Below are 26,667 nucleotides of genomic sequence, written 5' to 3' on the forward strand. Positions count from 1 at the left end.
TCCCTCACCACTCCGCAAACGATCCGTCGCTGTGGCGCCAGACCGGATTTCGCCAACGATGTCCTTCGGCCGCCCGTTCGATCACGTACTCCTCGTTCACCTCGATGCCCAGTCCCGGGCCGGTGGGGATTCGGACCTGACCGTCGGCGTAGGTGAACACGGACGGGTCGACGAGGTAGTCGAGGAGATCGTTCGACGTGTTGTAGTGGATGCCGAGGCTCTGTTCCTGAATCGTGGCGTTGTAGCAGCCGGCGTCGATCTGCAGGCACGTCGCCAGCGCGATCGGCCCGAGGGGGCAGTGCAGCGCGAGCGCCACGTCGTAGGCCTCGGCCATGTGCGCGATCTTCCGCGCCTCGGTGATGCCGCCGCAGTGCGACGGATCGGGCTGGATGATGTCGACGGCGCCGGACGCGAGGACGGATTTGAAATCCCAACGGGAGAACAATCTCTCACCCAGGGCGATCGGGATCGGCGACTGCCGCAGCACGTCGACGAAACCGTCGACGTGTTCGGAGAGGACCGGTTCCTCGACGAACATCAGCCGGAACGGTTCGAGCTCCCGGAGCAGCACCTTGGCCATCGGCTTGTGCACCCGGCCGTGAAAGTCGACGCCGATGCCGATTTCCGGGCCGACGGCATCGCGCACCGCCGCGACGTTGGCGAGACACCGGTCCACCTTGTCCCAGGTGTCGAGGTACTGCAGTTCCTCGGTGCCGTTCATCTTCACCGCGGTGAATCCGCGGTCCACGACCTCACGCGCCGCCTTCGCGGTGTCCGCGGGGCGGTCGCCGCCGATCCACGAGTAGACCTTGATCCGGTCCCGGACGCGGCCGCCGAGAAGCTCGTACGCCGGCACGCCGAGGGCCTTGCCCTTGATGTCCCACAACGCCTGGTCGATGCCGGCCAGCGCGCTCATGTGGATGCCGCCGCCGCGATAGAAACCCGACCGGTACATGACCGTCCACAGGTCTTCGATCTGGGTCGGATCCTGCCCGATGAGGTAGTCGGACAGTTCCTCCACCGCGGCGGCGACCGACGCCGCGCGGCCCTCGAGTACCGGTTCGCCCCAGCCGACCACCCCGTCGTCCGTCTCGATCCGCAGGAACAGCCACCGCGGTGGCACGGTGTAGGTGGTGAGTGACTTGATCTTCATGGAGTCCTCCTGTGCGGGGCGGTGGTGTGGGCCCCGGTCGTCGTGTGAGTCGGTTCAGGCGGCGTCGGCGGACCAGATGTCCAGCAAGGCGCGTGCGCGCTCTCGCACGGTGTCGGCGCTGTCACCGGGTCGATACAGGCAGGTGCCGAGGCCGGCGCCGCCCGCACCGGCGGCGGCCCACTCGGCGAGATTCGTTCGGTCGACACCGCCGACGGGAAGCAGTTCGACCTCCGTGGGCAGCACCGCCCGCCACGCCGTCATCCCGGCCGTCCCGATGGAGTCGGAGGGGAACAGTTTCACGCTGCGGGCGCCCGCGCCGACGGCGCGGAAGGCCTCGGTGGGTGTCGCCGCTCCCGGGTACGCGCGCAGGTTCCGGGCGACGGCAGCGCCGATGACGTCGACATCGGTGTTGGGCGAGACGATGATCCGGGAACCGGCGGTCTCGGCCCGGATCACGTCGTCGACACTCAGCACGGTCCCGGCGCCGACCACGCAGGCGTCGCCGACGGCAGCCGCCAGTCGTTCGATCGATTCGAACGGGCGAGGAGAGTTCAGCGGGACCTCGATCGCCGTGAAGCCTGCGTCGGCGAGGGCGGAACCGACCGCGACGACGTCCTCCGGGGTGATGCCGCGCAAAATGGCGATCAATCCGGTCGCGGTTTCAGTGGCTGTGGGGCTCACGGGGTCTCCTTCTGGTGGTTCGTGGATGGTGTCTGTTCGACGAGGCCCGCGGCGATCGCCACGTGCCACAAGCCCTGCGCCGCCGCTTCCTCGGCGACCATCTCGGCGACCACGCCGTGGACGCGCAGGGCCGCTGCGTAGCGCCGGCATAGATCGGCGTTGCCGCACAGCAGAATTCGGCCCCCGAGGGCGAACTGCGGAAGAAGGTGTCGTACCTCGTCCGCGATGATCACGCCGGAGACGTAGTCGGGAACCGACGCCGGATCGAGGAGTCCGTCGAGCACGAGCGCTCGTGCTCCGAACAACTCCGCGGGCAATCCGCGGGACGGCACCGACGTTCCGGTGACGAGGCCGCGCTCGAACGCGGCGTCGTCCCGCACGCCACCGTGCGCGGTCCGGCCGAGGATGCCGTGCTGCATCACCAGGCCGTACAACTCGCCCGACATCGACGTGGCGAACGAGACGATCTTGCGGTTCTCGACGCGGGTCCACTTGGTGTGGGTTCCGGGTAGGACGATGGTGAGCGGGCTGTCGGTCGGGGTGAGCATGCCCAGCGCCCCGATGATCTGCGTCTCCTCGCCCCGCATGACGTCGCCGGCGACTGTCCCGTCGGCCGCGGGGGCGACGCGCAGTCCGGGGACCAGATGCAGTACTCCGCGAGGGTGCGGGACCGTGGTCAGGTCGGCGGCGTCGATGGCGAGGTCGGTCGGGGTGGTGAGGTAGCCGGCTTCACGCCAGCCCTGGGCGCTGCCGACCATGCCGCACGCGATGGCCGGGAGACCGGGGGACGCGGCGAGCCAGTCGCCGCACGCCGCGTCGAATGCGGCTTCGTAGTCGCGGGTCCTCGATCCGGGGTCGTCGCCGGTGGCGCCGAGCAGTCCGAAGTCCGGCCGGCGGGCGTCCAGAATGCGGCCTCGGTCGCCGAGGAGCCAGGCACGCTGCGACGACGTGCCCCAGTCGAGGGCGATCAGACGCGGTGTCGAAGTGTCGGGGGTGTTCTGGATCACCTGACCACTATCGGACGCAAATCCCATAATGACGAATACGGTCCCTATATGTGGGATAGTGGGGTGTGGCGAATCCGACGTACGACATTCCACCCGGCACCCAGACGCTGGCACGGGGCCTCTCCGTGATCCGTGCCGTCTCCGACGGCGCGCAGGATCTGCGTGCCGTCGTCGAACACACCGCGCTGGGACGCAGCACCGCGCACCGACTCGTGCAACTGCTGGTGCACGAGGGATACCTGCGGAACGGCAGCCGCGGCTACACCCTCGGGCCGACGTTGATCGAGCTGGGTTTCAAGGCGCTCCACGGCAACCCGCTGCCGGTCGTCGCCCGCCCGATCCTCGAGGAGTTGTCGGCGCACGTGCACGACACCGTGCACCTGGCGGTCGAGGACGGCGGCTCCGTGCTGTATCTGGACAAACTGCCCGGATCGCGGGGCGCCGAGATGCGGTCCCGCATCGGTCACCGCATGCCGCTGACCCGCGCAGGCGTCGGAAAGGCGCTGCTGCTGGACTCGGCCGAGCGCTGGGATGCGCTGTACGAGAGCGACGGTGCGCAGGGGCCGCGACCACCGGCCGGCGCCTCCGGCGGGTCGGCGGATTTCCGTGCACGCATGAACGACTACGTGCGGATGGGCGCCGCGATGGACCTCGAGGACAACGAACCGGGCATCCGCTGCGTGGCGGCGCCGATCCGGGACGCGTCGTGCGCGATCGTCGGTGCGATCAGCGTGTCGGCGACGAGCCCGTACATGCCCGACGAGCGGATGCGTGGCCTCGTGCCGGTCGTGTGCCGGGCCGCCGGACGGATCTCCGCGGCACTCGGCTACCGGGAGATCTGAGAACGGTCACTTCGTGCGACGGTCAGCGGTACCGGCCCTCGCAGGCCTGCTCGCCGCCGAGCACTCCGGTGCGGAAGGCGTCGACCCGGGAGAATCCGCTCGGCACCGTCTCCCCGTTGACGTCGCTGGCGGCCAATCCGTCGGTGAGTAGACCCGACACGGCCTCGTCGAGGTCGCCGGGGGACAGCCACACGCTGCCCGCCTCCAGGGTGGCGGGATTGTCCGGACTCAGCGCGGTGGTGATGACCCCGGACAGGCAGGCGGCGCGGAGTGCGGTCTGCGGTGAGTGCAGATCGTCGCCCCGGTCCCGCTGCAACGCCAGGGTGTAGCGGGAGGCGAGCAGGACGTACGCGTTGTAGTCGCCGGTGAGGTTGGTCGGGAAGAGTTCACGCCTGCCGAGGTGGCCCGGTGTGCCGCGTTCGGCGAGGGCATCGACGCTGACACCGATCGTGTTGGTGGCCGGGCAGTACGACACCGGCTCGGTGACGTCGGCGTCCGCGCAGTCGAGGTCGGCGCCGTCGAGTTGCAGCGCAGGTGGATCGTCGAGATCGAAGATCTGCTGGAACGACGTGAAGAACGACTCGAGCGATTCCTCGGTGACGGGCAGTTCGCCGTCGTCGGATTCGTCGGCGAATCGCTGCGGCAGATCCGCGCGACGCGAGTCGATCTCCTTCTCGTCGATGCGCGTGCACGGCGCCGGACCGTCCGTGAACCCGATCTGCGTGGCCGTGACCCGTTCGAAGGCCGAACCGTGCACGTTGTCGGGGTCGTTCGGGTCGGTGTCGCCGATGGCCACCGCCGACGCCAGGACCTTGTTCAGGCCGTCCGACGTGTTGAGCGTGAAGTGGGGTGCCTTGTCCTCCGCGATGTGCCGCATGAACGCCCCCGCCAGGCAGTCGGCCTGCTGTTCCCGCACGATGTCTCCGCCCACGCCCTCGTCGGCGATGCCCGCCTTCGTCTGGACGGCGTGCCCGTACTCGTGGGCCAGCACGAAGACCGCGGCGACGACGCCGAACTTCTCCACGACCTCCGGCAGCAGCAGCGTCCGGTCCCAGCCGATCGTGTGGTCGGTGGTGCAGTAGCCGGCGTTGAGAAGTTCCTCGGTGCTGTCTCCGCAGAACCGAGGGCCGTCGGCCTCGCGGGGATCCCAGGAGATCAGTTCCTCGACCGGTTCGAAGTCGCGCTGGAACAGCGCCGGGAACTGGATGCGCCAGTAGTCCTCGATGTCGCTGACGGCGTTGGCAACCATCGTGTCGATTTCGCCGCCGTCGGTGCCGGTGACGGGGAGATCGGCGTCGGGAACTCCCTTGCGGGCACCGCTCGGCCCCGACGTCGCATCGAGCCCCGCAACCTTGAAGGGGTCGTCGTAGATGGATGCGGCGTCGCCGTCTATCGAACGGGCGCAACCCGACAGGACGACCGCGGTCACGGCCAGCACGCCCATGCTCGCAGCCCACTGCCGACGTCGGGTCAGCATGGCCGTGCCTTCATCAACGCTCCAGACTCATCCAGATCGCCCCGTTGGCGGGCAGTGCCACCTCTGCCGAGGCGGGACGGCCGTGCCACGGCTGCGAAGTCGCCGTCACCGCACCGAGATTTCCCCAACCCGATCCTGCATAGACCTCGGCGTCGGTGTTGAGAATTTCACGCCATTCGCCCAGTTCTGGCAAGCCCACACGATAATTCGCGTGTGGGGAACCCGAGAAATTGAACAGACAGGCCAGGATCGAGCCGTCGGTGCCGTAGCGCAGGAAACTGAGCACATTGTTGGCGGTGTCGTTGGCGTCGATCCAGGAGAACCCGCCCGGTGACGTGTCGAGTGTCCACAACGACGGGTGCTCGCGGTACGTGGCGTTGAGGTCGTGGACGAGGCGGAGCAGACCGCGGTGGAAGCCGCCGGTGTACGGGTCGTCGAGTTGGTACCAGTCGAGTCCCCGTTCCTCGGACCATTCGGCGGTCTGTCCGAACTCCTGACCCATGAACAGCAGTTGCTTGCCCGGGTGCGACCACATGTACGCCAGCAGGGCCCGGACCCCGGCGGCCTTCGCGTGGTCGTTTCCCGGCATCCGCGTCCACAGCGTGCCCTTGCCGTGCACCACCTCGTCGTGGCTGATGGGCAGCAGATAGTTCTCGCTCCACGCGTACATCAGGGAGAACGTGATCTCGTGATGGTGATAGCTGCGGTGGACGGGGTCGTGTGCCAGGAATCCGAGGGTGTCGTGCATCCACCCCATGTTCCATTTCATGTTGAAACCGAGACCGCCGACGTTGGTCGCGCGCGTGACCCCCGGCCACGCCGTCGACTCCTCGGCGATGGTGACCACGCCGCGGTGTTTCTTGTGGACCGTGGCATTGGTCTCCTGCAGGAATGCGACGGCCTCGAGGTTCTCCCGTCCGCCGTGGATGTTCGGCGTCCACCCGCCCTCGGGCCGCGAGTAGTCGAGGTACAGCATCGAGGCGACCGCGTCGACGCGCAGACCGTCCACATGGAACTCGTCCAGCCAGTACAGCGCGTTGGCCACCAGGAAGTTGCGGACCTCCAGCCGCCCGAAATCGAACACGTACGTTCCCCAGTCGAGTTGCTCGCCGCGCTGAGGATCGCTGTGTTCGTAGAGCGGCGTGCCGTCGAAACGGGCCAGGGCCCATTCGTCCTTGGGGAAGTGGGCAGGGACCCAGTCGACGATCACTCCGATACCGGCGGCGTGCAGATGGTCGACGAACCACCGGAAGTCGTCGGGGGAGCCGAACCGCGCGGTGGGCGCGTAGTACGACGTGACCTGGTAACCCCACGACCCGCCGAACGGGTGCTCGGCGACCGGAAGCAACTCGACGTGCGTGAAACCCGTCTCCGTGACGTGGGCGGCGAGCTGTTCGGCCATCTCGCGGTAGTTCAGCCCGGGACGCCACGAACCGAGGTGCACCTCGTACACGCTCATCGGGGACTGCGCCGGCTCGGTCGCCGCGCGCTGCTCCAGCCACTCGGCGTCATTCCACTCGTACGTGCTGACCGACACCCGGGACGCCGTCGCGGGCGGTACCTCGGTCGCGAAGGCCATGGGATCGGCCTTGTCACGCACACTGCCGTCGGGCCCGTGGACCCGGAACTTGTACAGCTCGCCGACCTCGATACCGGGGATGAACAGCTCCCACACCCCGGTGGATCCGAGTGCGCGCATCGGGAAATTTCGGCCACTCCACCCGTCGAAATCGCCGATCACACTCACCCCGCGGGCATTGGGAGCCCACACGGCGAACGACGTGCCGGTGACGGTGCCGTCGGGGGTGTCGTAGCGACGGCGGTGTGCGCCGAGGATCTCCCACAGTCGCTCGTGCCTGCCCTCACCGAACAGGTGCAGGTCGAGTTCGCCGAGGGTGGGCAGGAACCGGTACCCGTCGGCGGAGACGTCGTTGTGACCACCCGGCCAGGTGGTGGACAGCCGGTAGTCCATCAGGTCCCGGTACGGAACGAGCGTTCCCCACACCCCGTGCGCCAGATGTTCCAGCGAGAAGCTCGTCCCCCCGATGACGGCGTCGACGGCCTCGGCGTAGGGCCGAAGTACGCGGATGACCGTGCCCTCGGGGTGCGGGTGCGCGCCCAGGATCGAGTGCGGATCGTGGTGCTCCCCGCGGGCCAGCAGGTCGAGGTCGGCGGCGTCGGGTGCGATGGCGGCAGGCGGTTCGACGGTCACTCTGTACCTCCGCGGTAGGCCAGCTTCGTTCTGGCCGGATAGGGGATCGACGGTAATGCCAGGATATGGGCCACGGAGCGCCACGGTTCGAGGCGCACGAAGTTGGCCTGGCCCCAGTGGTACTGCTCACCGGTGACCTCGTCGAGCACGGTCAGGTGGTCGTGCCAGTCGCGCCCGAGCGCGGGCATGTCGAGCCACACGTTGCCCTGCTCGGCGCCGTACGGGTTGAGATTGATCACCGTCAGCACCGCATCCCCGGTGGTGGCGTCGAACTTGGAATAGGCGATCAGGGCGTCGTTGTCGACGTGATGGAAATGGATGTTGCGCAGCTGCTGCAACGCCGGATGCTGCCTGCGGATCCGGTTGAGCGCGGTGATCCACGGTTCGAGGGACTCGCCGCGGGCGGCCGCCCCTTCGAAATCGCGGGGACGCAACTGATACTTCTCCGAGTCGAGGTATTCCTCACTGCCAGGTCGCACCGGAACATGCTCGTACAGTTCGTATCCCGAATACACCCCCCATGTGGGAGACAGTGTCGCCGCCAGCGCGGCGCGCAGTGCGAACATGCCCGGGCCGCCGTTCTGCAGGCTCTCGTGCAGGATGTCCGGGGTGTTGACGAAGAGGTTGGGGCGCGCCTCGTCGGCCTTTGCCGCGATCTCCTTGCCGAACTCCGTCAGCTCCCACTTGGCCGTGCGCCACGTGAAATACGTGTAGGACTGCGTGAACCCGCGCCGGGCGAGACCGTACAACCGCGCGGGACGGGTGAAGGCCTCGGACAGGAACAGGACGTCCGGATCCGACTTCTTGACCTCGGCGATCAGCCACTCCCAGAAGTCCGGCGGCTTGGTGTGCGGGTTGTCGACCCGGAAGATCTTGACGCCCGCCGCCACCCAGTGCCGCACCACCCGCAGGACCTCCGCGTAGATGCCGTCCCGGTCGTCGTCGAAGTTGACCGGGTAGATGTCCTGGTACTTCTTCGGCGGATTCTCGGCGTAGGCGATGGTGCCGTCGGGAAGCACGGTGAACCATTCGGGGTGCTTCTTCGCCCACGGATGGTCCGGCGCGGCTTGCAGGGCCAGGTCGATGGCCACCTCCATGTTCAACTTCCGGGCGGCGGCGACGAAGGCCTTGAAATCGCGCATCGTCCCGAGCTGCGGGTGGAGGGCGTCGTGGCCGCCCTCGTCCGAGCCGATGGCCCACGGCGAACCGACGTCCTCGGGCCCGGGAGTCAGCGTGTTGTTGGGGCCCTTCCGGTTGATCTTGCCCACCGGATGGATGGGCGGCAGATAGACGACGTCGAATCCCATCGACGCGATCCGGGGGAGTGCGGCCGCGGCGGTTGCGAACGTCCCGTGCCGGGGCCGTCCGTTCTCGTCCCAGCCCCCGGTGGAGCGTGGGAAGAACTCGTACCACGAGCTGAACAGGGCGCGGGTGCGGTCGACGAGCACCGTGTGCGGCTCGCTCTTGGTGACGAGGTCGCGCAGCGGATGCGCACGCAGCAGTTCGGTGACGTCCGATCCGAACGCCGGCGCCACCCGTTCGGACAGGTGACGGTCGGAACGCAGTGACGCCGCGACCCCGGTCAGCCGGGAGCGGTCGGCGCGCGGGATGCCCTTCGCGGCACGCTCGAACAGGCGCGCACCGATCTCGAGGTCGTTGGCCAGTTCCGCCGCACCCTGGCCTACCGACAGCTTGGCCTCGACCGCGTGCTTCCACGTGGTGACCGGATCGCTCCACGCCTCGATCCGGAACGTCCAGAGGCCCTCGCCGGTAGGTGTGAAGGAGCCGTCGACGGTATCGGGCAGCGGACCGCCGGTCATGGGGATACGGAAGGTCGCCGAGCCACCGGACGCGGCGCTGCGCGGCCCCCGCACCGCGAGCGTGGCGGCCACGGCGTCGTGACCTTCGCGCCACACGGTTGCCCGGACGGGAAACACCTCACCCACAACGGCCTTGGCGGGATACCGACCGCACCCGATGTTCGGCTCCACGTCGTCGATACCGAGTCGACCTGTCACGCTGGGCTCCGTTCCATAGCCGGAAGTTGCCGGCGGCTCGTGGGCTGGGCCGCCGGTTCAACCGTAATGGAGTAGACCGGTTCCTGTCCGTATTGGAGATATGGCGCCGACCCGCCCCGACACGCAGGCAGGGGTGCTCGCAGTGCGTTATCGTTCGCGAGGTGAAAGCCTTGCGTCGGTTCACTGTCCGAGCCCACCTTCCGGAGCGGCTCGCTGCCCTCGGTCCGCTGTCCACCAATCTCCGCTGGTCGTGGCATCCGGCCACGCAGGAGTTGTTCGGATTGCTCGACGAGGACCTGTGGCGGCAGGTGCAGTTCGACCCGGTCCGGATGCTCGGAGAGGTCGATCCCGCCCGCCTGGACGAACTGGCCGAGGACGTCTCGTTCCTTGCGCGGCTCGATGCCGCGGCGGCCGATCTCGACGACTACCTGTCGAGGCCCCGCTGGTACCAGAACCAGCAGGCCAAGGGGGTCATGCTGGACGGTGGGATCGCCTATTTCTCAATGGAGTTCGGTGTCAGCGAAGTGCTGCCCAACTACTCCGGCGGTCTCGGAATCCTCGCAGGCGACCACCTGAAGGCTGCCTCCGATCTGGGCCTGCCGCTGATCGGTGTCGGGCTGTTGTACCGCTCGGGGTACTTCCGGCAGTCGCTGACCGCGGACGGCTGGCAGGCCGAGCACTACCCGCCACACGACCCGCAGGGTCTGCCGCTGCGACTGCTCACCGAGTCCGGGCCGCAGTCGTCCGACGGTGCCCCCGTCCTCGTCCACGTCGCGGTTCCCGGCGGCCGGGTTCTGCGCGCCCGGGTCTGGATCGCCCAGGTAGGCCGCGTCCCGCTGCTGCTGCTCGACTCCGACATCGCCGAGAACGACGCCGAGATGCGGGGCGTCACCGACCGCCTGTACGGCGGCGACCAGGACCACCGCATCAAGCAGGAGATCCTCGCCGGCATCGGCGGTGTGCGTGCCGTCCGCGCCTACACCCACGCCTACGGCCTGCCCGATCCCGCCGTCTTCCACATGAACGAGGGACACGCCGGGTTCCTCGGCATCGAGCGGATCCGTGAACTGGTCACCGCGGGCGGCCTCGACTTCGACGAGGCGCTGGCCACGGTCCGCGCCGGCACCGTGTTCACGACCCACACCCCGGTGCCCGCCGGAATCGACAGGTTCCCGGCAGACCTCGTGCGGCACTACTTCGGCGGCGACAACGGAGTGAACGAATCCTCGCTGCTGCCGGGCCTGACGATCGATCGGATCCTCGGGCTCGGGCGCGAGCCGGATCCGGCGGTGTTCAACATGGCCCACATGGGCCTCCGCCTCGGACAGCGGGCCAACGGTGTGTCGAAGTTGCACGGCATCGTCAGCCGCGAGATGTTCCGGCCGCTGTGGCCGGGATTCGACGCCGACGAGGTGCCGATCGGCTCGGTGACCAACGGTGTCCACGCGCCCACTTGGGCCGCACCGGAGTGGATCGATCTGGCGACCCGCATTCTGGGCCCCGAACTGGTGGAGGAGGCCCGCGGCTGGGAGCGGCTGCAGGATCTGTCCGCCGAGGAACTGTGGTCGACCCGCAACGCCCTGCGCGGGAAGCTGGTGGAGGAGGTGCGCCGACGGGTGCGCGCGTCCTGGATCGAACGCGGCGCCACGTCGGCCGAGCTCGGCTGGACGGACGAGGTGTTCGACCCGAACGTGCTCACCGTCGGCTTCGCCCGCCGGGTGCCCACCTACAAGAGACTGACGCTGATGCTGCGCGACCCCGCTCGGCTGAAGGCCCTCCTCCTCGACGAGGAGCGTCCGGTGCAGCTGGTGGTCGCGGGGAAGAGTCATCCGGCGGACGACGGCGGAAAGGCCCTCATCCAGCAGGTGGTGCGTTTCGCCGACGCCGCCGACGTCCGGCACCGGATCACGTTCCTCCCCGACTACGACATGTCGATGGCCCGCTACCTGTACTGGGGCTGCGACGTGTGGCTCAACAACCCGCTGCGACCGCTCGAGGCCTGCGGAACGTCGGGTATGAAATCGGCCCTCAACGGCGGACTGAACCTGTCGATCCGGGACGGCTGGTGGGACGAGATGTTCGACGGCGAGAACGGCTGGGCCATCCCGACCGCGGACGGCGTCGTCGACGAGACACGGCGCGACGACCTCGAGGCCAGCGCGCTGTACGAACTGCTCGAGCGCGCCGTCCTGCCCCGGTTCTACGACCGCGCGGACGGCCTGCCGGTGCGCTGGGTGGAGATGGTCCGTCACACCCTGCAGCATCTCGGACCGAAGGTGCTCGCGTCGCGGATGGTGCGCGACTACGCCGTCCAGTACTACGCGCCCGCCGCCGAATCGGCCCGGACGGTGGCGGCCGACGACTACGCCGGCGCCCGTGAGCTCGCACGGTTCCGTCGCCGGGTCGAGGCCGCCTGGCCGGCGGTGGCGGTCCTGCAGGTCGACGGGGCGGGCTTGCCCGACACCCCCGAGATCGGAGCGAATCTGGTTCTCCGCGCGCGCATCCGCCTCGGTGAGCTGTCCGTCCAGGACGTCACCGTGCAGGCCGTCATCGGAAAGGCCGGTCCGGACGAGGAGCTCACCGACATCGTCACCCTCCCGATGACGCACCTCTCGTCGGACGAGTCGGGCGAGCTGTTCGCCGCCGACCTGGCGTTGCCGCTGTCCGGATCGGTCGGGTACACGGTGCGAGTCCTTCCGCACCACCGACTGCTCGTCGATCCGTCGGAGCTGGGGCTGGTGGCGGTGCCGAACCCCTGACCGGTCTATCGGTCGAGCCGGCCGAAGGGGACCTCGGCGAACGTGCCGGGCGGGTTGTAGTACGGCGTGCGCGCGTAGAGGTCGAGTTGTGGTGGGGCGGCGAAGCCTCCCCACAGCGCCTCGCCGGTCACCGAGCTGATCCCGTGTTCCACCCCGCACGGCGCGAAGACGACGTCGAACACCTCCATGTCGTGCCACCCGCCCTGCTGCCAGGCGCGGGCGGTGCCGTCCCACAGGACGACGCACTCGTCGGACGCGGGGTGGGTGTGTACGGCGGTGGTCAGCCCGTCGTCGCCGTTCGCGAAGTGGAAGCCGGTGGACCGTGCGCCGTACCCGGGCCACAGCACGAACACCATCGGGGCCTCGATGACGTCGATCTTCGCACCGCAGAACACGTTGAAGAGGGCTCCGTGCGTGCGGATCTCGCTCACCGTGAGGTTCCACGCGCGGACAGCGGGATCGGAGTCGTGGTACGCGAGTTGCGACGGGCCCGACAGTTTTCCGGGCGTCGCGTTGCTCCTCGCGAACCAGGCCGCTTCCTGGTTGACGACGCCGTACTGCCGGTTGTAGAAGCCGGCGGGTTCGTACAGTTCGAACTCCGGCGGCGAGATCGAGGCGACCGCCACCAGGCCGGGACCTCCCGGTGTCGCGCGGATCGCGTGCTCGACCGGTGGCGGGAAAAACCCCACGTCGCCCGGTCGGAATCGCGCCCAGTGATTCCGCACGAACACCTCACCCTCACCCTGCAGGGCGAGTATCGACTCCTCGGCGAGACCGTAGGCGTGCATGTCCATCTCCTGGCCCGGTTCCAGGGTGAGGACGTGCACGCTCTGCGTCTGGAAGCCCGTGCCGGGCCAGGCGATGAGACGCGTCGCGACCCCGTGGATCTCGACCTCGACTCCGTCGTTCAGCGATCCGATCGCTCCGGCGGAACGAATCTGCGCCGCGGTGCGATGTCTCGCGCGGTAGGGGTCGTCGAAACGCGCAGGGAGTTCCATCCCTCCATGGTAGAAACCGCGAGGTCTACTTCTCAGGCGAACCGGGAGACCGGCCGACAGCTCAGCGGCCCACGTCCCGGCGCTGGAAACCCGTGATCCCGGCGGCGAACAAGGCCGCCGCGAGAATCAGCAGAACGACGAGGGGAGTGGCCGAGAAACTCTCGGCGGGCAGGGCCGGGGTGTAGTGGAAGGGGGAGAGCAACCCGAACCAGCCGGGGAGCACTTCCCCGAACATGCCGGCGACGAGGACGTAGCCGACGTAGGCCCACAGCACCGGTAGCGCGCGGGGGACGAGCGCGCGGGGGACGAGACCGTACACGGCCGCACACAACCCGACGATCAGGAGCACGGCCGGCACGGTGTTGAGGGCCGCGCCGATCAGCCGGCCGAGAGCGCCCGCGTCGGACAGTGTGAATGCGGCGGTGATCCCCATGCCGACCCCTGCCGCCGCTGCGATCGCGACGGCCGCCGCGGCGGTCACCGCCAGCTGGCCGCCCAGCCACCGCGCCCGCGAAACGGGAGTGGCCAGCGCCTCCTCGGCGCGACCGGACGACTCCTCCGAGCGGATGGACACGACGGCTCCGACGGCGTACATCGCGGCCATCACCACCAGGAACACCAGGTACAGGGCGAACGCGCCGTCGGCCGCCGCGGCGGCGCCACCCGGCAACAGCTGCGCGAGATCGGGATCCTGGTCGATGAAATCGCCGATCTGCCTGCCGAGGGAACCGATGGGCAGCGACAGCGCGAACACGCCGACACCCCAGGGCAGAATCTGGCCGCGTTGCTGACGCGTCGCCAACGCGGCGACACCGTTCAGGCGCGTGGTCGCCTCGGCGCGCCCACCCCGCGGCGGGAGGAGCCCCGCCCCGACGTCCCGGCGACCGATGGCAGCATACGCACCCAGCACGGTCAGCGCCGCCGCGACGAGGCCGATCAACAACGGCCACCAGCGCTCGTCGACGTACGCGCGGGTGGCCTGCGACCAGCCGATCGGCGACACCCACGTCAGCAGGCTCCCGCTGTGACCCTGCTGCACGTCGCCCAGGGCACGCAGCAGGTACGCGACGGTGATCGCGCAGATCCCGGCCCCGCTCGCAGTGCGGGCGTGTTCGGTGAACTGGGACGCCAGCGCCGACAGCGCCGTGAACACCAGACCCACCACCAGCACACCGGCGGACATGTTCAGCGAACCCGCCGGAGGCAGACCCACGGCGAGCAACCCGATGACGAGCAGAAGGGCGACGAACACGTTGGCGAGCGCCGCGGAGATCAGTCCCGCCGTGATGCCCGCGTACCGACCGACGACGCCGGCGCGCACCAGCTCCGTGCGCCCGGTCTCCTCCTCCGTCCGCAGGTGCCGCGTCACCAGCAGCACCGACATGATCGCCACCGCCACCATCGTCATGCCGGCTATCTCGTTGGCCACCATCGCGCCCAGCGTGTAATCGTCCAGGCCGTACCCCGGCCCGGCGAGCGCGGTCGCCGCCGGGGACGCGATGAGTTCGGCACGGGCCTGACGGGATTGGGCAGTCGGGTAGATCGTCGAATAACTCGATGCGATCAGTACGGTCAGGCCCGCGACCGCGACCGTCCACACCGGGATCCGAACCCGGTCGGTGCGCACGGCCAGTTCGGCGAGCACATCCGTTCCGCTCAATTGACTCACTGCGACCGTCCGATCCCGAGCGCCTCGACCTCGTCGCGGTACTCGCGGAGGAACAGGTCTTCGAGCGTCGGCGGGTTGGCGGTGATCGAGACGATGCCCAGTCCGGTCAGTGTGGTCATGACCGGGTCGATCTGGTCGGAGTCGACGTCGAACGTGACGGTGTTCGCGTCGTCACCCTTCTGCAGGTTGTGCACACCGGGGACGTTCGCGATGGGGTTGGGGCGGATTCGGGTGGTGGCCGTCACCGTGGTGCGGGTGAAATGACGCAGTTCGGACAGCGTTCCCGCCTGCACCGTCCTACCCGCGCGAATAATGGTGACGGCGTGGCACAGTGCATCGACCTCGGCGAGGATGTGGCTGGACAGCAAGACGGTGCGTCCGTCGCGCGCGAATTCGGTGATGCACTCCTGGAACACCGCCTCCATCAACGGGTCCAGGCCCGACGTCGGCTCGTCGAGGACGAGGAGTTCGGTGTCGGCGGCCAGCGCCGCCACCAGGGCGACCTTCTGCCGGTTGCCCTTCGAATAGGTGCGGCCCTTGCGGGTGGGATCGAGTTCGAACCGTTCGATCAGTGCGGCGCGCCGTGCCGGATCGAGTCCGCCGCGCAGGCGCCCGAGCAGGTCGATCGCCTCCCCACCGGACAGCGTGGGCCACAGGTTCACCTCTCCCGGAACGTAGGCGAGTCGCCGATGCAGGGGAACGGAATCACGCCACGGATCGGAACCGAGAACGGACGCTGTACCGCCGTCGGCACGCAGGAGACCGAGAAGAACCCGGATGGTCGTGGACTTGCCCGAGCCGTTGGGGCCGAGGAATCCGTGCACCTCACCCGGCTTCACCTCCAGATCGAGGCCGTCGAGGGCGACGACTTCGCCGAACTTCTTGGTGAGTCCGCGGACTGAGATCGCAAGGTCCATCGGTCGAGCATAGGTGCGGACCGGTCCGGTGTCCGACTCAGTGCGCGACCGGGGTTCAGGGACGCGAGTCGCGGATCCGGCCGAGTGCCTTACGCACGACTTCCGGATCGGACGTCTCCCAGAACGGGGGCAGCGACGCCCGCAGGAACCCGGCGTAGCGGGCGGTGGCGAGCCGAGGATCGAGGACGGCCACCACCCCCTTGTCGTCGACGCTGCGGAGCAGTCGTCCCACGCCCTGCGCCAGCAGCAGTGCCGCGTGATTGGCTGCGACGGAAAGGAATCCGTTGCCGCCGCGCGACTCGACGGCCTTCTGCCGGGCGACCAGCAGGGGGTCGTCGGGGCGCGGGAACGGGATGCGGTCGAGGATCACCAGGCTCAGCGACGGGCCCGGCACGTCGACCCCCTGCCACAGCGACAGCGTGCCGAACAGCGACGTCGGCTCGTCGCCGGCGAACGCCCGGACGAGGGCACCCGTCGAATCGTCGCCCTGGCACAGGATCGGGCTGTCGAGCCGGTCGCGCATGGCCTCGGACGCGGCCTTGGCGGCCCGCATCGACGAGAACAATCCCAGTGTGCGGCCGCCCGCCGCCTCCACGAGTTCGGCGATCTCGTCGAGATATTTGGGGGACAGGCCGTCCCGTCCCGGCGGCGGAAGATGCTTCGCGATGTAGATGATGCCGGCGCGGGCGTGGTCGAACGGCGATCCCACATCGAGGGCGTTCCACTTGATGGTGCCCGCGTCGGACGGTGCCTCCGATCCGGTCGCCGTCGCCGGATCGATCACGACGGACGACTCGGCGGGAAGCCCCCAGTTGACCGCCAGACCGTCGAAGGAGCCGCCGACGGTCAGGGTTGCGGACGTCAGGACGACGGTCGACTCGGCGAACAGCCGGGACCGCAGCAGCCCGCCCACCGACAGCGGCGCCATCCGCACCACCCGGCGGACCGACCCGCGGTTGTCGTCGGCGGCCAGCCACACCACGTCGTGACGTTTGGCCGGATCCGGTTCGTCGAAGGTGCTGAGAACGCGGACGGCGCTGTCGTGGACCTCCTCGACCGACGCGAGAGCCGTGTTGCGGGCCGCGGCGGCCTCGGGATCGCTCAGCGCCATGCCGGGACGGGACGGCCCGATGGCCGTGCGCAGCGACCAGGCGGCATCGCGGACCGCGGCGAGCGCTGGGGCCGCGCCGGGAGGCAGTGCCTCCCACCGTTCCGGGCGCAACTCCTCGAGCAGTGCCGCCCAGCCCTCTCCTGCAGCCTCGAGCCGGTCGGCGTCCTGCTCCTCGACGAGTTTCGCGCAGCGCCGCGCCGCGGCACTGATCGTCGACGCCGCCAACTCCGCGGTGGCGACGTTGGTGACGCGGTCGACCAGTTCGTGCGCCTCGTCGATGACCACGACGTCGTGTTCGGGCAGGATCGCGATTCCGGTGATGGCGTCGATCGCGAGCAGGGCATGGTTGGTGACCACTACGTCGACCTGGGAGGCCTCCGCACGGGCGCGCTCCGCGAAGCAGTCCTCACCGACCGGGCAGCGGGACTTGCCGAGGCACTCGCGGGCGGTGACGCTGACCTGGCGCCACGCCTTGTCGCTGACCCCCGGTGCCAGGTCGTCGCGGTCGCCGGTCTCGGTGTCCGACGACCACTCGGTGAGGCGCTGGACCTCCCGGCCCAGCCGGGACACCGCGAACGGGTCGAACAACTCGTCGGCCGGAGGTTCCTCCGCCGACCCCGTGTGGATCTTGTTCATGCACAGATAGTTGTTGCGGCCCTTGAGGATCGCGAAGTGCGGTTTCCTGCCGAGTGAACCCTCGAGCGCGTCCGCGAGCCGCGGCATGTCCCGGTCGATCAGCTGACGCTGCAGCGCGATGGTGGCCGTCGAGACGATGACCGTCTTGCCGCTCTGCACCGCGTGCCGGACGCTCGGCACCAGATAGGCGAGGGACTTGCCGGTGCCCGTCCCGGCCTGGACGGCCAGATGCTCCCCGGTGTCGATCGAATGCGCGACGGCGGAGGCCATGGTGAGCTGGTTGGACCGCTCGGCGCCGCCCAGCGACCGCACCGCCGTGCGCAACAGTTCGGGGACGTTGGGGAGGTTTTCGGGCACCCGAGCAGGTTACTCGGGACCTACGTCAGAAATCGTCACGCGGTCCGATGGGGCGTCCGCGTCGCGGCCCACGAGGTGCACCCCGGCGGCCCGCATCCGGTCGATCGCGGCCTCGACGGTCGTCGGCGACACGCCCGCGGTGAGGGGGAGGAGGACCCGTGTCGGGAATCCCGCCGCCACAGCATCGAGGGCCGTCGCCACCACGCAGTGATCGGTGGCGATCCCGACGATGTCGACGTCGGTGGCCCCGGCCGCACGCAGCCATTTCTCCAGGCTCCGGCCGTCGGAATCCTTGCCCTCGAACCCCGAGTAGGCCGCCGAGAACTCGCCCTTGGAGAACACCGCTTCGATGCCGCTCAGGTCGAGGTCCGGGTGGAAGTCCGCACCGGACGTTCCCGATTTGCAGTGCACCGGCCACGTGTCCACGTAGTCCGGTTCCTCCGAGAAGTGGCCGCCCGGGTCGATGTGGTGGTCGATGGTCGCGGCGACGGCGTCGTACGGGGTCGAGGCCAGGAAGCGGCTGATCGCGGCCGCGACCGCGGAGCCACCGTCCACGGCGAGCGAGCCGCCCTCGCAGAAATCGTTCTGGACGTCGACGACGAGCAGTGCCCGGCGGACGTGGGTGCCGGTCATCGTGCCCTCCTGGAGTCGGGTTCGGCGAACCGCACCGGGATCGCCGGTTCGCCGCGGGAGAGCTTCAACGCCTCCCAGGGCAGGCTCACTAGACCCGCGGCCAGGAGGGATCTGCTGTCCTCCAGGGTAGTCGCGTCGCAAGCCGTCTCACCGCCACGCACCAGCGGGACCAGCAGTTCCCGCGCCTCGAGGCCGGCCGGGTCGGGTGCGTCCGAGTGGGCCGAGTACACGACCTCCTCCACCAGGGTGCCGGTCTCGCGGGCGAACCGCACCGCCCGCTTCGTGCCGCCCCGCGACGCCTTGTTACTGCTGCGCTTCTCGACGGGGATGCCGTCCACCTCGACGAGTTTGTAGACCATTCCGGCGGTGGGTGCGCCGGAGCCGACGACGACGGACGTGCCGACGCCGTACACGTCGACCGGCTCGGCGCGCAGTGCGGCGACGGCGTATTCGTCGAGGTCGCCGGAGACGACGATCTTCGTGCCCGTCGCACCGAGGTCGTCGAGTTGCCGGCGGACCTGCCGGGCCAGGACACCGAGGTCGCCGGAGTCGATCCGCACACCCCCGAGTTCGGGGCCCGCGACCTCGACGGCGGTCTTGACGCCCTCCGTGATGTCGTAGGTGTCGACGAGGAGCGTGGTGCCCACCCCCAGTGCCGCGACCTGCCCGCGGAACGCCGCGGCCTCGTCCGGACCGTCCGGGGTCGTGTGCAGCAGGGTGAACGCGTGCGCGCTGGTGCCGGCACCGGGCACCCCGTGCCTGCGGACCGCCTCGAGATTCGACGTGGCCGTGAAACCCGCCAGGTAGGCGGCCCGGGACGCCGCCACCGCGGATTCCTCGTGGGTGCGCCGCGAACCCATCTCGATCATGGGGCGCCCGTCGGCGGCGCTGACCATGCGCGCGGCGGCCGACGCGATCGCGCTGTCGTGATTGAGGATCGACAGGCTGAGTGTCTCCAACAGGACGCATTCGGCGAACGTGCCGCGGACCGAGAGGATCGGGGACCCCGGGAAGTAGAAGTCGCCCTCGCGGTACCCGTCGATGTCACCGGTGAAGCGGTAGTCGCGCAGCCATGCGACGGTCCTGTCGTCGAGAAAGCGGGAGACGATCTCGAGTTCCGACTTGCCGAAACGGAAGTTCGACAGCGCGGCCACCAGACGTGCGGTGCCGGCGACCACGCCGTACCGGCGGCCGTCGGGGAGCCGCCGCGCGAACACCTCGAAACTGCAGCGCCGGTGCGCGGAACCGTCGGCGAGGGCCGCCGACAGCATCGTCAACTCGTACTGGTCGGTGAACAATGCGGAGCTGTCTGTGGACACCCGGCCACTGTAAGCCGCGGTGTCGTCCGATGGAGGAGCGTCGTACCCTGGTGTCATGGCTCATTGCTCGACGACAGCTCCACTCGTGGATGCCATGCCGGCATCGCCGCAGGTCACGCCTGCAGAGGCGGAGGTCGCCGAGGTCGATGAAGCCAATGATCGGCCCTGGGTCACCGTCGTGTGGGACGATCCGGTGAATTTGATGCACTACGTCACCTACATTTTCCAGAAGCTCTTCGGCTACAGCAAAGCCAAGGCCACGGAACTGATGATGCAGGTGCACTCCGAAGGGAAGGCCGTCGTGTCGAGCGGCTCCCGGGACAAGGTCGAAAACGATGTACGCAAACTGCACGCCGCGGGTCTGTGGGCCACGATGCAGCGCGACGGCAGCTAACTTTCCGTTCGGACAGTAAGGAATTCGGTACACGACGTGCGGATGTGGAGCAGGAAGAACTCGCTCGGCGGCGTGAAGCTGCGTTCGGAGATGGATGCGCACGAGGCCACGGTGCTGCGATCGCTGGTCGCGTCCGTCCTCGGACTCCTCGAGGAGCGGGCCGCGTCCGCACCGGAGGACGAACTCGCCGCACTCACCGGGATGCGAACCGGCAACACCACCGCACCCGACGAGGAGGTCCTCGCCCGGTTGCTGCCCGACTTCCACCGGCCGGACATGGACGCACCCGACGACGACGAGATCCGGGCCGAATCGAAAGCCGACATCAACGGCGCGCTCCGCGGACTCCACGAACCGGAGATCATCGACGCCAAACTGGCCGCGGGCTCGGTCATCCTCCGCACCGTGCCCGAGAACGGCGGCAAGGTGCTGCTCACGCCGGAGCAGGCCGACGCCTGGCTCAGCGGTCTCAACGACATCCGGCTGGCGCTCGGCACCAATCTGGGCATCGACGCCGACACCTCCGACGAACTCGACCCCGCCGATCCCCGTGCACCGCACCTCGACATCTACCACTGGCTGACCTGGATGCAGGACTCGCTGGTTCAGGTACTCGCACCGTGACGGCCACGACGCCGGGCCGCACCGATTCACTCGTCGACGTGGTGGGCCTGAGCGTCGGGCATCACCACGAACTCGACGCCGACGCGACACTCGGCAGCGGCGCCGCCACCGGATGCACGGTGGTCCTCGCCCCACACGGCGCGACCGGCGCGGTCGACGTCCGCGGGGGCGGGCCGGGCACACGGGAAACCGACCTCCTCGACCCCAGCCACAGTGTCCAGAAGGTGCACGCGATCCTCCTGACCGGCGGCAGCGCATACGGCCTCGCCGCGGCGGACGGCGTCATGCGCTGGCTCGAGGAGCACGGTCACGGAATCGCCATGGGGCAGCCCGATCAGGTGGTTCCCATCGTCCCCGGCGCCGTGATCTTCGACCTGCCGGTCGGCGACTGGCGGATCAGGCCCACCGCCGAATTCGGTTACCGGGCAGCCGATTCTGCTTCGCACAGCGTGCTGTCGGGGTCGGTGGGTGCCGGGGTGGGAGCGCGCGCCGGCGCGCTCAAAGGCGGGGTCGGAACGGCGAGCGTCGTCGTCACCGACGGACCGGCGAAGGGCATCACGGTGTCCGCGCTGATGGTGGCCAATCCCGTCGGCACCGTGTTCGACCCGGCGACGGGGTTGCCGTGGGGCGTCGCCACCGTGGGCGCAGCAGCTTTCGGGCTCCGGCCTCCGGCCGCCGCCGAGGTGTCGGCGGCGCGCGAACTGCTCGACAAGAGCACCGTCCTCAACACGACCATCGGCGTCGTCGCGACCGATGCCATCCTGGGCAAGGCTGCGATGCGCCGTGTCGCCGTCGCGGGACACGACGGGCTCGCCCGCGCCATCCGGCCGGCGCATTCGCCGCTCGACGGCGACACGATCTTCGCGCTGTCCACCGGGATCCATCCCGTCCACGCCCCCGCCGGAGTGCCCGACAGCTTCCCGCCCGACCTGCCCGTCGTCGACGCCGTGTGCGCGGCGGCAGCCGAAGTGGTGGAGAAGGCCATCGTCGACGCCGTCCTCAGCGCCACCTCCGTCGCGGGAATTCCCACCTACCGCGAACTGTTCCCCTCTGCACTGCGTTCCTGACAAGACTGCGTTCCTGACAAAGCTGAGTTCCTGACAAGACTGCGTTCCTGAGGTACCGGCCGGTCGGTGGCCGACTCGACCGTCCGCACCTAGGATGGCGCTCACGGAGGTGGATGACGTGCTGGTGATTCGATCGGACCTCGTCGAGGCGATGGTCGCGCATGCGCGCGCCGACCACCCGGACGAGGCGTGCGGGGTCATCGCCGGGCCCGAGGGCTCCGACCGCCCCGAACGGCACATCCCGATGATCAACGCCGAACGCTCGCCGACGTTCTACCGATTCGACTCGGGAGAGCAACTGAAGGTGTGGCGGGCCATGGACGACGCCGACGAGGTGCCCGTGGTGATCTACCACTCGCACACCGCCACCGAGGCGTACCCCAGCCGGACCGACATCTCCTTCGCATCCGAACCGGACGCCCACTACGTGCTGATCTCCACCCGCGATCCCGACACCCACGAATTGCGCAGCTATCGCATCGTCGACGGTGTCGTCACCGAGGAACCCGTCGACGTGGTCCAGAGCTACAAGTTCGCCCACACCTCCGTCGCGGACGTCCCCGACAAGTGATGGTGCCGTCCGACGCGACGGGCCCGCGGCAGGAAGACACCCCCCATCCCCGAGGAGCCGACCATGGCTGTCACAGTTTCGATCCCCACCATCCTGCGTACCCACACCGGCGGTGAAAAGCGGGTGGAGGCAACAGGTCCCACGCTCTCCGCCGTCATCGACGACCTCGACGGCCACTACGGCGGGATCAAGGACCGTCTGATCAACGACGGTCGCCTGCACCGCTTCGTCAACGTCTACGTCAACGACGAGGACGTGCGCTTCTCGGGTGGACTCGACACCGAGGTGGCCGACGGGGATTCGGTGACGATTCTGCCCGCCGTCGCGGGAGGCTGATCGCGGCCGTGGCGCGGTTCGATTCCCTGATCGACACCCTCGGAGACACCCCCCTCGTCGGGTTGCCCCGATTGTCGCCGGACTGGAACGGCACGGCACCGGTCCGCCTGTGGGCGAAGCTCGAAGACCGCAACCCCACCGGTTCGGTGAAGGACCGCCCCGCGCTGCGCATGATCGAACAGGCCGAGAACGACGGCACCCTGACACCGGGCGCGACGATCCTGGAACCGACCAGCGGAAACACCGGAATTTCCCTCGCGATGGCCGCGAAGCTCAAGGGCTACCGCCTGATCTGCGTGATGCCCGAGAACACGTCCGTGGAACGCCGGCAACTGCTGACGATGTTCGGGGCGGAGGTCATCGACTCACCGGCGCGCGGCGGCTCGAATCAAGCTGTCGCAGTGGCCAAGGGGTTGTCGGCGGAGCATCCCGACTGGGTGATGCTCTATCAGTACGGTAATCCCGCGAACGCGCTGGCCCACTACGAGACCACCGGCCCCGAGATCCTGCGCGACCTTCCCGAGATCACGCACTTCGTCGCCGGTCTCGGCACCACCGGAACCCTGATGGGCGTCGGACGGTATCTCCGCGAACACGTCGACGGGATCGAGATCGTGGCCGCCGAGCCACGGTACGGCGAACTCGTCTACGGTCTCCGCAACATCGACGAGGGCTTCGTTCCCGAGTTGTACGACGAGTCCGTCCTCACCTCCCGGTTCTCCGTCGGCCCCGCCGACGCGGTCCGCCGGACCCGTCAGCTGATCGACAACGAGGGCATCTTCGCCGGCATCTCGACCGGCGCGATCCTCCACGCCGCCCTGGGGGTGGCGCGCAAGGCGGTGAAGGCCGAACGCACGGCGAACATCGCGTTCATCGTCGCCGACGGGGGATGGAAATATCTGTCGACCGGCGCCTACGGCGGTACGGTCGAGGAAGCGGAAGAAGCTCTGGAAGGACAGTTGTGGGCATGACGACGGCGGTGTGTGGATCATGACTTCTTCGTTCGATTCCTCGCGATTCGGCTCGCCGGTGCCGAGGGGCGGCGCATCACCGACGCCGTCGCCGAAGTCGAGGCCGCTGTGGTTGCAGTCCGCGGTCCTCGTCGGCACCTTCACGATGCTGCTGTACGTCATCGAAATCGTCGACGTCCTCTCCGACGAACGGCTCGAGCAGAACGGCGTCGAACCGCGCTCGATCGACGGACTATGGGGGATCCTGTTCGCCCCGGTCCTTCACGACGACTGGGCGCACCTGATCGCGAACACCGTCCCGCTGCTGGTCCTCGGGTTCCTCGTGCTGCTGTCGGGCATCGCCCGCGGCCTGGCGGCCACCGGGATCATCTGGGTGGTCGGAGGTCTGGGCACATGGCTGACCGGCGGATCCTATTCCAACCACATCGGCGCCTCGGTCCTGATCTTCGGCTGGCTCGCCTACCTGCTGGTCCGGGGAGTGTTCGCCCGGAGTCTCGGCCAGATCCTCGTCGGTGTGGTGGTGTTCGTCGTCTACGGCAGTCTGCTGTGGGGGGTGCTGCCGAGCGCGCCGGGAGTGTCCTGGCAAGGACACCTGTTCGGGGCCGTGGGCGGCGTCGTCGCAGCCTGGCTGCTGTCCGCGGACGCCAGGAAGCAGCGGGCGCAGAAAGCGGTGGGGCCGCAGTCGTTCGGCTGATCGTCCCCCGGGCGACGAATATGCGGTCTAGCGGCGTGTACTCCGCATCAGACCGCTGAGCGAACGGCCTGCTGGTAGGCTCCTCGCGAGATCCGGGCACCGAAGGAACTGCGTAGTTCAGAGCTGTCGACAGTGTCATCACGGGGGCCGGTTGATGTGGTTCGAACTCGCAGGTTTGCGCACATGCCGTGTCGCCGACGCCCGTGCGTTTCCAGCTGCGGATCTCCGTCGCCGCACCCCTCCGCACCCTCAGGAGCTGATCATGGCTGTCACAATTCCGACCCTCGACGTCGACGGAGAGTGTCCGTCCGTTCGCTGCGTAGTCGCGGAAGGCTGATCGCTGCCGTGGCACGGTTCGATTCGTACATCGACACGCTCGGGAACACCCCTCTGGTCGGCCTGCCCCGGCTGTCGCCCCGCTGGAACGGCAGCAGCCCGGTGCGGTTGTGGGCCAAGCTCGAGGATCACAATCCCACCGGCTCGATCAAGGACCGCCCGGCGCTGCGCATGATCGAGCAGGCCGAGCGGGACGGCCGGCTCACCCCGGGTGCGACGATTCTCGAATCCACCAGCGGCAATACGGGTATCTCGCTGGCCATGGCCGCGAAACTGAAGGGCTATCAGCTGATCTGCGTGATGCCCGAGAACACGTCGGCGGAGCGCCGCCAGCTCCTGACGATGTTCGGCGCCCGCATCATCGACTCCCCGGCCGCGGGCGGTTCCAACGAGGCCGTCGCCGTGGCGATGCGTCTGTCGGGTGAGAATCCGGACTGGGTACTGCTCTACCAGTACGGCAACCCGGCCAACGCGATGGCGCACTACGAGACCACGGGGCCGGAGATCCTGCGCGACCTTCCCGAGATCACCCACTTCGTGGCGGGACTCGGCACCACCGGAACCCTGATGGGAACGGGTCGATTCCTCCGCGAGCACGTCGAGGACATCGAGATCGTGGCCGCGGAACCACGCTTCGGAGAGCTGGTGTGCGGGCTCCGCAACATCGAGGAGGGATTCGTTCCGGAGCTGTACGACGAATCGGTACTCACCCGGAGATTCCGGGTACGCCACGCCGAAGCGATCCAGCGCACCCGCGAACTGATCGACGTCGAAGGAATCTTCGCGGGCACCTCCACCGGCGCCAATCTGCATGCGGCACTCGACGTGGCCCGGATCGCCGTCGAGGCGGGGCAGCGGGCCGACATCGCCTTCGTGGTCGCCGACGGCGGATGGAAGTACCTCTCGACCGGCACCTACGACGCACGAGTCCGGGTCCTGGAAGAGGCATGGGAACGGTAACGGAGCCGGAACTTCGGTAGATCATCGTGGTCAGGTCACAGTTCCCCATCGGTTGTGAGGTCGACGCGCCAATTCCGTCGGAAGCTTTTTCCGCAACGGGTCGTCGTGGCAGCATGGCGGGTATGCGCATTACCGTCCTGGGGTGTTCAGGGAGCGTCTCCGGACCAGACTCACCTGCATCGGGTTATCTGTTGACCGCGCCGGACACACCGCCGCTGGTACTCGACTTCGGACCCGGTGTCCTCGGTGCGCTCCAGCGATTCGCCGATCCCGGCGAGGTCTCCGTCCTGCTCAGCCACCTGCACGCAGACCACTGCCTGGACCTGCCGGGACTGCTCGTCTGGCGTCGTTACCATCCCCACCCGCCGACAGGTCGCGCACTCGTCTACGGCCCCTCCGACACCGCCCGCCGCATCGGCGTCGCGTCCGCGGAGTGCGGCGGCGACATCGACGACATCTCCGACACGATCGACCTGCACCACTGGATCGACGGTGAGCCCGTCACGTTCGGCGACCTGACCATCACCGCGCGGCGGGTCAACCACCCGCCCGAGGCCTACGGGTTCCGCGTGACCAACGGCGCCGGACGAACCCTCGTCTACACCGGCGACACCGGCATGTGCGAAGAAGTGATCGAACTCGCCCGCGCGGCCGACGTGCTGCTCGCCGAGGCGTCATGGACGCACAGCCCCGACCGCCCCGAAGGCATCCACCTCTCGGGCACCGAGGCCGGTCAGGTCGCACACCGTGCCGGTGTCGCCGAACTGCTGCTCACTCACATACCGCCATGGACGTCCCGCGAAGACGTCATCGCCGAGGCCAAGGCCGAATTCTCCGGCCCCGTCCACGCGGTGTCCGCGGGCGGCGTCTACACCGTCTGAAGCCGTGTGCCCGCACCCCACAGTGGGGCGACTAGGCTCTCCGC

23 protein-coding genes are annotated in these 26,667 nt (G+C 68.7%); 11 read left to right on the plus strand and 12 right to left on the minus strand.

Going from position 1 to position 26,667, the window contains the following annotated elements:
• Positions 1 to 4: 4 nt before the first annotated feature.
• Genes dgoD through RJ1_RS12260 form a run of 3 tightly spaced genes read right to left on the minus strand, consistent with a single transcriptional unit; the run spans position 5 to position 2,841 of the window.
• Positions 5 to 1,153 (minus strand): galactonate dehydratase, encoded by a 1,149-nt coding sequence (gene dgoD / locus RJ1_RS12250; protein ID WP_073360228.1) that lies wholly within the window; start codon positions 1,151 to 1,153, stop codon positions 5 to 7.
• Positions 1,154 to 1,207: 54 nt separating this feature from the next.
• On the minus strand, positions 1,208 to 1,834 hold the full coding sequence (locus RJ1_RS12255; protein WP_073360230.1) for a 2-dehydro-3-deoxy-6-phosphogalactonate aldolase: 627 nt from the start codon (positions 1,832 to 1,834) through the stop codon (positions 1,208 to 1,210).
• Complete coding sequence (locus tag RJ1_RS12260; RefSeq protein ID WP_083400463.1) at positions 1,831 to 2,841, minus strand: 2-dehydro-3-deoxygalactonokinase; 1,011 nt, start codon at positions 2,839 to 2,841, stop codon at positions 1,831 to 1,833. Before RJ1_RS12260 ends, RJ1_RS12255 begins: the two co-directional genes overlap by 4 nt.
• Positions 2,842 to 2,906: 65 nt before the next feature.
• Here RJ1_RS12260 and RJ1_RS12265 point away from each other — a divergent pair, with 65 nt between their 5' ends.
• Entirely contained in the window at positions 2,907 to 3,683 is a 777-nt protein-coding gene (locus RJ1_RS12265) for an IclR family transcriptional regulator (protein ID WP_073360234.1), read from the plus strand.
• Between the two features lie 22 nt (positions 3,684 to 3,705).
• On the opposite strand, the gene RJ1_RS12270 is transcribed toward RJ1_RS12265, so the two are convergent.
• Genes RJ1_RS12270 through RJ1_RS12280 form a run of 3 tightly spaced genes read right to left on the minus strand, consistent with a single transcriptional unit; the run spans position 3,706 to position 9,390 of the window.
• Positions 3,706 to 5,127, minus strand: a complete 1,422-nt coding sequence (locus RJ1_RS12270; RefSeq protein ID WP_073360387.1) for a neutral zinc metallopeptidase — start codon at positions 5,125 to 5,127, stop codon at positions 3,706 to 3,708.
• Positions 5,128 to 5,173: 46 nt separating this feature from the next.
• Positions 5,174 to 7,372, minus strand: a complete 2,199-nt coding sequence (gene glgB, locus RJ1_RS12275; RefSeq protein ID WP_073360236.1) for a 1,4-alpha-glucan branching protein GlgB — start codon at positions 7,370 to 7,372, stop codon at positions 5,174 to 5,176.
• Positions 7,369 to 9,390 carry an alpha-1,4-glucan--maltose-1-phosphate maltosyltransferase gene (locus RJ1_RS12280; RefSeq protein ID WP_073360238.1) on the minus strand — a complete coding sequence of 674 codons (2,022 nt, stop codon included), beginning with the start codon at positions 9,388 to 9,390 and terminating at the stop codon, positions 7,369 to 7,371. Before RJ1_RS12280 ends, glgB begins: the two co-directional genes overlap by 4 nt.
• 161 nt (positions 9,391 to 9,551) lie before the next feature.
• Here RJ1_RS12280 and glgP point away from each other — a divergent pair, with 161 nt between their 5' ends.
• A complete protein-coding gene (gene glgP / locus RJ1_RS12285; protein ID WP_073360240.1) occupies positions 9,552 to 12,149 on the plus strand; it encodes an alpha-glucan family phosphorylase in 2,598 nt (865 codons plus the stop codon).
• Positions 12,150 to 12,154: 5 nt separating this feature from the next.
• Here the strand turns inward: glgP and RJ1_RS12290 are convergent, their stop codons facing one another.
• The 6 genes from RJ1_RS12290 to RJ1_RS12315 all read right to left on the minus strand — a co-directional run bounded on the left by RJ1_RS12290 (position 12,155) and on the right by RJ1_RS12315 (position 19,846).
• The gene (locus RJ1_RS12290; protein WP_073360242.1) at positions 12,155 to 13,147 is read right to left on the minus strand and encodes a cupin domain-containing protein; all 993 of its coding nucleotides are present in this window, start codon (positions 13,145 to 13,147) and stop codon (positions 12,155 to 12,157) included.
• A gap of 61 nt (positions 13,148 to 13,208) precedes the next feature.
• Entirely contained in the window at positions 13,209 to 14,816 is a 1,608-nt protein-coding gene (locus RJ1_RS12295; RefSeq protein WP_240319745.1) for an ABC transporter permease, read from the minus strand.
• A complete protein-coding gene (locus RJ1_RS12300; protein WP_073360246.1) occupies positions 14,813 to 15,733 on the minus strand; it encodes an ABC transporter ATP-binding protein in 921 nt (306 codons plus the stop codon). The genes RJ1_RS12295 and RJ1_RS12300 overlap by 4 nt, the downstream gene beginning before the upstream one ends.
• Before the next feature lie 55 nt (positions 15,734 to 15,788).
• Entirely contained in the window at positions 15,789 to 17,837 is a 2,049-nt protein-coding gene (locus tag RJ1_RS12305; RefSeq protein ID WP_073360248.1) for an ATP-dependent DNA helicase, read from the minus strand.
• A gap of 9 nt (positions 17,838 to 17,846) precedes the next feature.
• Entirely contained in the window at positions 17,847 to 18,470 is a 624-nt protein-coding gene (locus RJ1_RS12310; RefSeq protein ID WP_073360250.1) for an isochorismatase family protein, read from the minus strand.
• Positions 18,467 to 19,846, minus strand: a complete 1,380-nt coding sequence (locus RJ1_RS12315) for a nicotinate phosphoribosyltransferase (protein WP_073360252.1) — start codon at positions 19,844 to 19,846, stop codon at positions 18,467 to 18,469. Before RJ1_RS12315 ends, RJ1_RS12310 begins: the two co-directional genes overlap by 4 nt.
• Here RJ1_RS12315 and clpS point away from each other — a divergent pair.
• The 9 genes from clpS to RJ1_RS12360 all read left to right on the plus strand — a co-directional run bounded on the left by clpS (position 19,845) and on the right by RJ1_RS12360 (position 26,623).
• A complete protein-coding gene (gene clpS / locus RJ1_RS12320; protein WP_073360254.1) occupies positions 19,845 to 20,183 on the plus strand; it encodes an ATP-dependent Clp protease adapter ClpS in 339 nt (112 codons plus the stop codon). The genes RJ1_RS12315 and clpS overlap by 2 nt on opposite strands.
• Positions 20,184 to 20,219: 36 nt before the next feature.
• Positions 20,220 to 20,807, plus strand: coding sequence for an oxidative stress transcriptional regulator AosR (gene aosR / locus RJ1_RS12325; RefSeq protein WP_073360256.1), 588 nt, complete (start codon positions 20,220 to 20,222; stop codon positions 20,805 to 20,807).
• Positions 20,804 to 21,874: a P1 family peptidase gene (locus RJ1_RS12330; RefSeq protein ID WP_073360258.1), complete on the plus strand. Its 1,071-nt coding sequence runs from the start codon at positions 20,804 to 20,806 to the stop codon at positions 21,872 to 21,874. Before aosR ends, RJ1_RS12330 begins: the two co-directional genes overlap by 4 nt.
• Before the next feature lie 94 nt (positions 21,875 to 21,968).
• A complete protein-coding gene (locus RJ1_RS12335) occupies positions 21,969 to 22,445 on the plus strand; it encodes a M67 family metallopeptidase (protein ID WP_143048886.1) in 477 nt (158 codons plus the stop codon).
• Between the two features lie 63 nt (positions 22,446 to 22,508).
• Positions 22,509 to 22,781: a MoaD/ThiS family protein gene (locus RJ1_RS12340; RefSeq protein WP_073360260.1), complete on the plus strand. Its 273-nt coding sequence runs from the start codon at positions 22,509 to 22,511 to the stop codon at positions 22,779 to 22,781.
• Between the two features lie 8 nt (positions 22,782 to 22,789).
• Positions 22,790 to 23,752: a PLP-dependent cysteine synthase family protein gene (locus RJ1_RS12345; RefSeq protein WP_073360262.1), complete on the plus strand. Its 963-nt coding sequence runs from the start codon at positions 22,790 to 22,792 to the stop codon at positions 23,750 to 23,752.
• Positions 23,753 to 23,771: 19 nt separating this feature from the next.
• The gene (locus RJ1_RS12350) at positions 23,772 to 24,446 is read left to right on the plus strand and encodes a rhomboid family intramembrane serine protease (RefSeq protein WP_073360391.1); all 675 of its coding nucleotides are present in this window, start codon (positions 23,772 to 23,774) and stop codon (positions 24,444 to 24,446) included.
• A gap of 345 nt (positions 24,447 to 24,791) precedes the next feature.
• Entirely contained in the window at positions 24,792 to 25,742 is a 951-nt protein-coding gene (locus RJ1_RS12355; RefSeq protein WP_073360264.1) for a PLP-dependent cysteine synthase family protein, read from the plus strand.
• A gap of 122 nt (positions 25,743 to 25,864) precedes the next feature.
• A complete protein-coding gene (locus tag RJ1_RS12360) occupies positions 25,865 to 26,623 on the plus strand; it encodes a cyclic nucleotide-degrading phosphodiesterase (RefSeq protein ID WP_073360393.1) in 759 nt (252 codons plus the stop codon).
• Positions 26,624 to 26,667 lie beyond the last annotated feature (44 nt).

It is taken from the genome of Rhodococcus jostii NBRC 16295, assembly GCF_001894825.1.
GTDB lineage: Bacteria > Actinomycetota > Actinomycetes > Mycobacteriales > Mycobacteriaceae > Rhodococcus_F > Rhodococcus_F jostii.

Bases quoted from the DNA above. Each gene is read 5' to 3' on its own strand.
- RJ1_RS12270 (WP_073360387.1), bottom strand. From the start codon at position 5,127: ATGGGCGTGCTGGCCGTGACCGCGGTCGTCCTGTCGGGTTGCGCCCGT.
- clpS (WP_073360254.1), top strand. From the start codon at position 19,845: ATGGCTCATTGCTCGACGACAGCTCCACTCGTGGATGCCATGCCGGCA.
- RJ1_RS12300 (WP_073360246.1), bottom strand. From the start codon at position 15,733: ATGGACCTTGCGATCTCAGTCCGCGGACTCACCAAGAAGTTCGGCGAA.
- RJ1_RS12340 (WP_073360260.1), top strand. From the start codon at position 22,509: ATGGCTGTCACAGTTTCGATCCCCACCATCCTGCGTACCCACACCGGC.
- dgoD (WP_073360228.1), bottom strand. From the start codon at position 1,153: ATGAAGATCAAGTCACTCACCACCTACACCGTGCCACCGCGGTGGCTG.
- RJ1_RS12360 (WP_073360393.1), top strand. From the start codon at position 25,865: ATGCGCATTACCGTCCTGGGGTGTTCAGGGAGCGTCTCCGGACCAGAC.
- RJ1_RS12350 (WP_073360391.1), top strand. From the start codon at position 23,772: ATGACTTCTTCGTTCGATTCCTCGCGATTCGGCTCGCCGGTGCCGAGG.
- RJ1_RS12310 (WP_073360250.1), bottom strand. From the start codon at position 18,470: ATGACCGGCACCCACGTCCGCCGGGCACTGCTCGTCGTCGACGTCCAG.
- RJ1_RS12315 (WP_073360252.1), bottom strand. From the start codon at position 19,846: ATGACACCAGGGTACGACGCTCCTCCATCGGACGACACCGCGGCTTAC.
- RJ1_RS12335 (WP_143048886.1), top strand. From the start codon at position 21,969: ATGGCGCTCACGGAGGTGGATGACGTGCTGGTGATTCGATCGGACCTC.
- RJ1_RS12290 (WP_073360242.1), bottom strand. From the start codon at position 13,147: ATGGAACTCCCTGCGCGTTTCGACGACCCCTACCGCGCGAGACATCGC.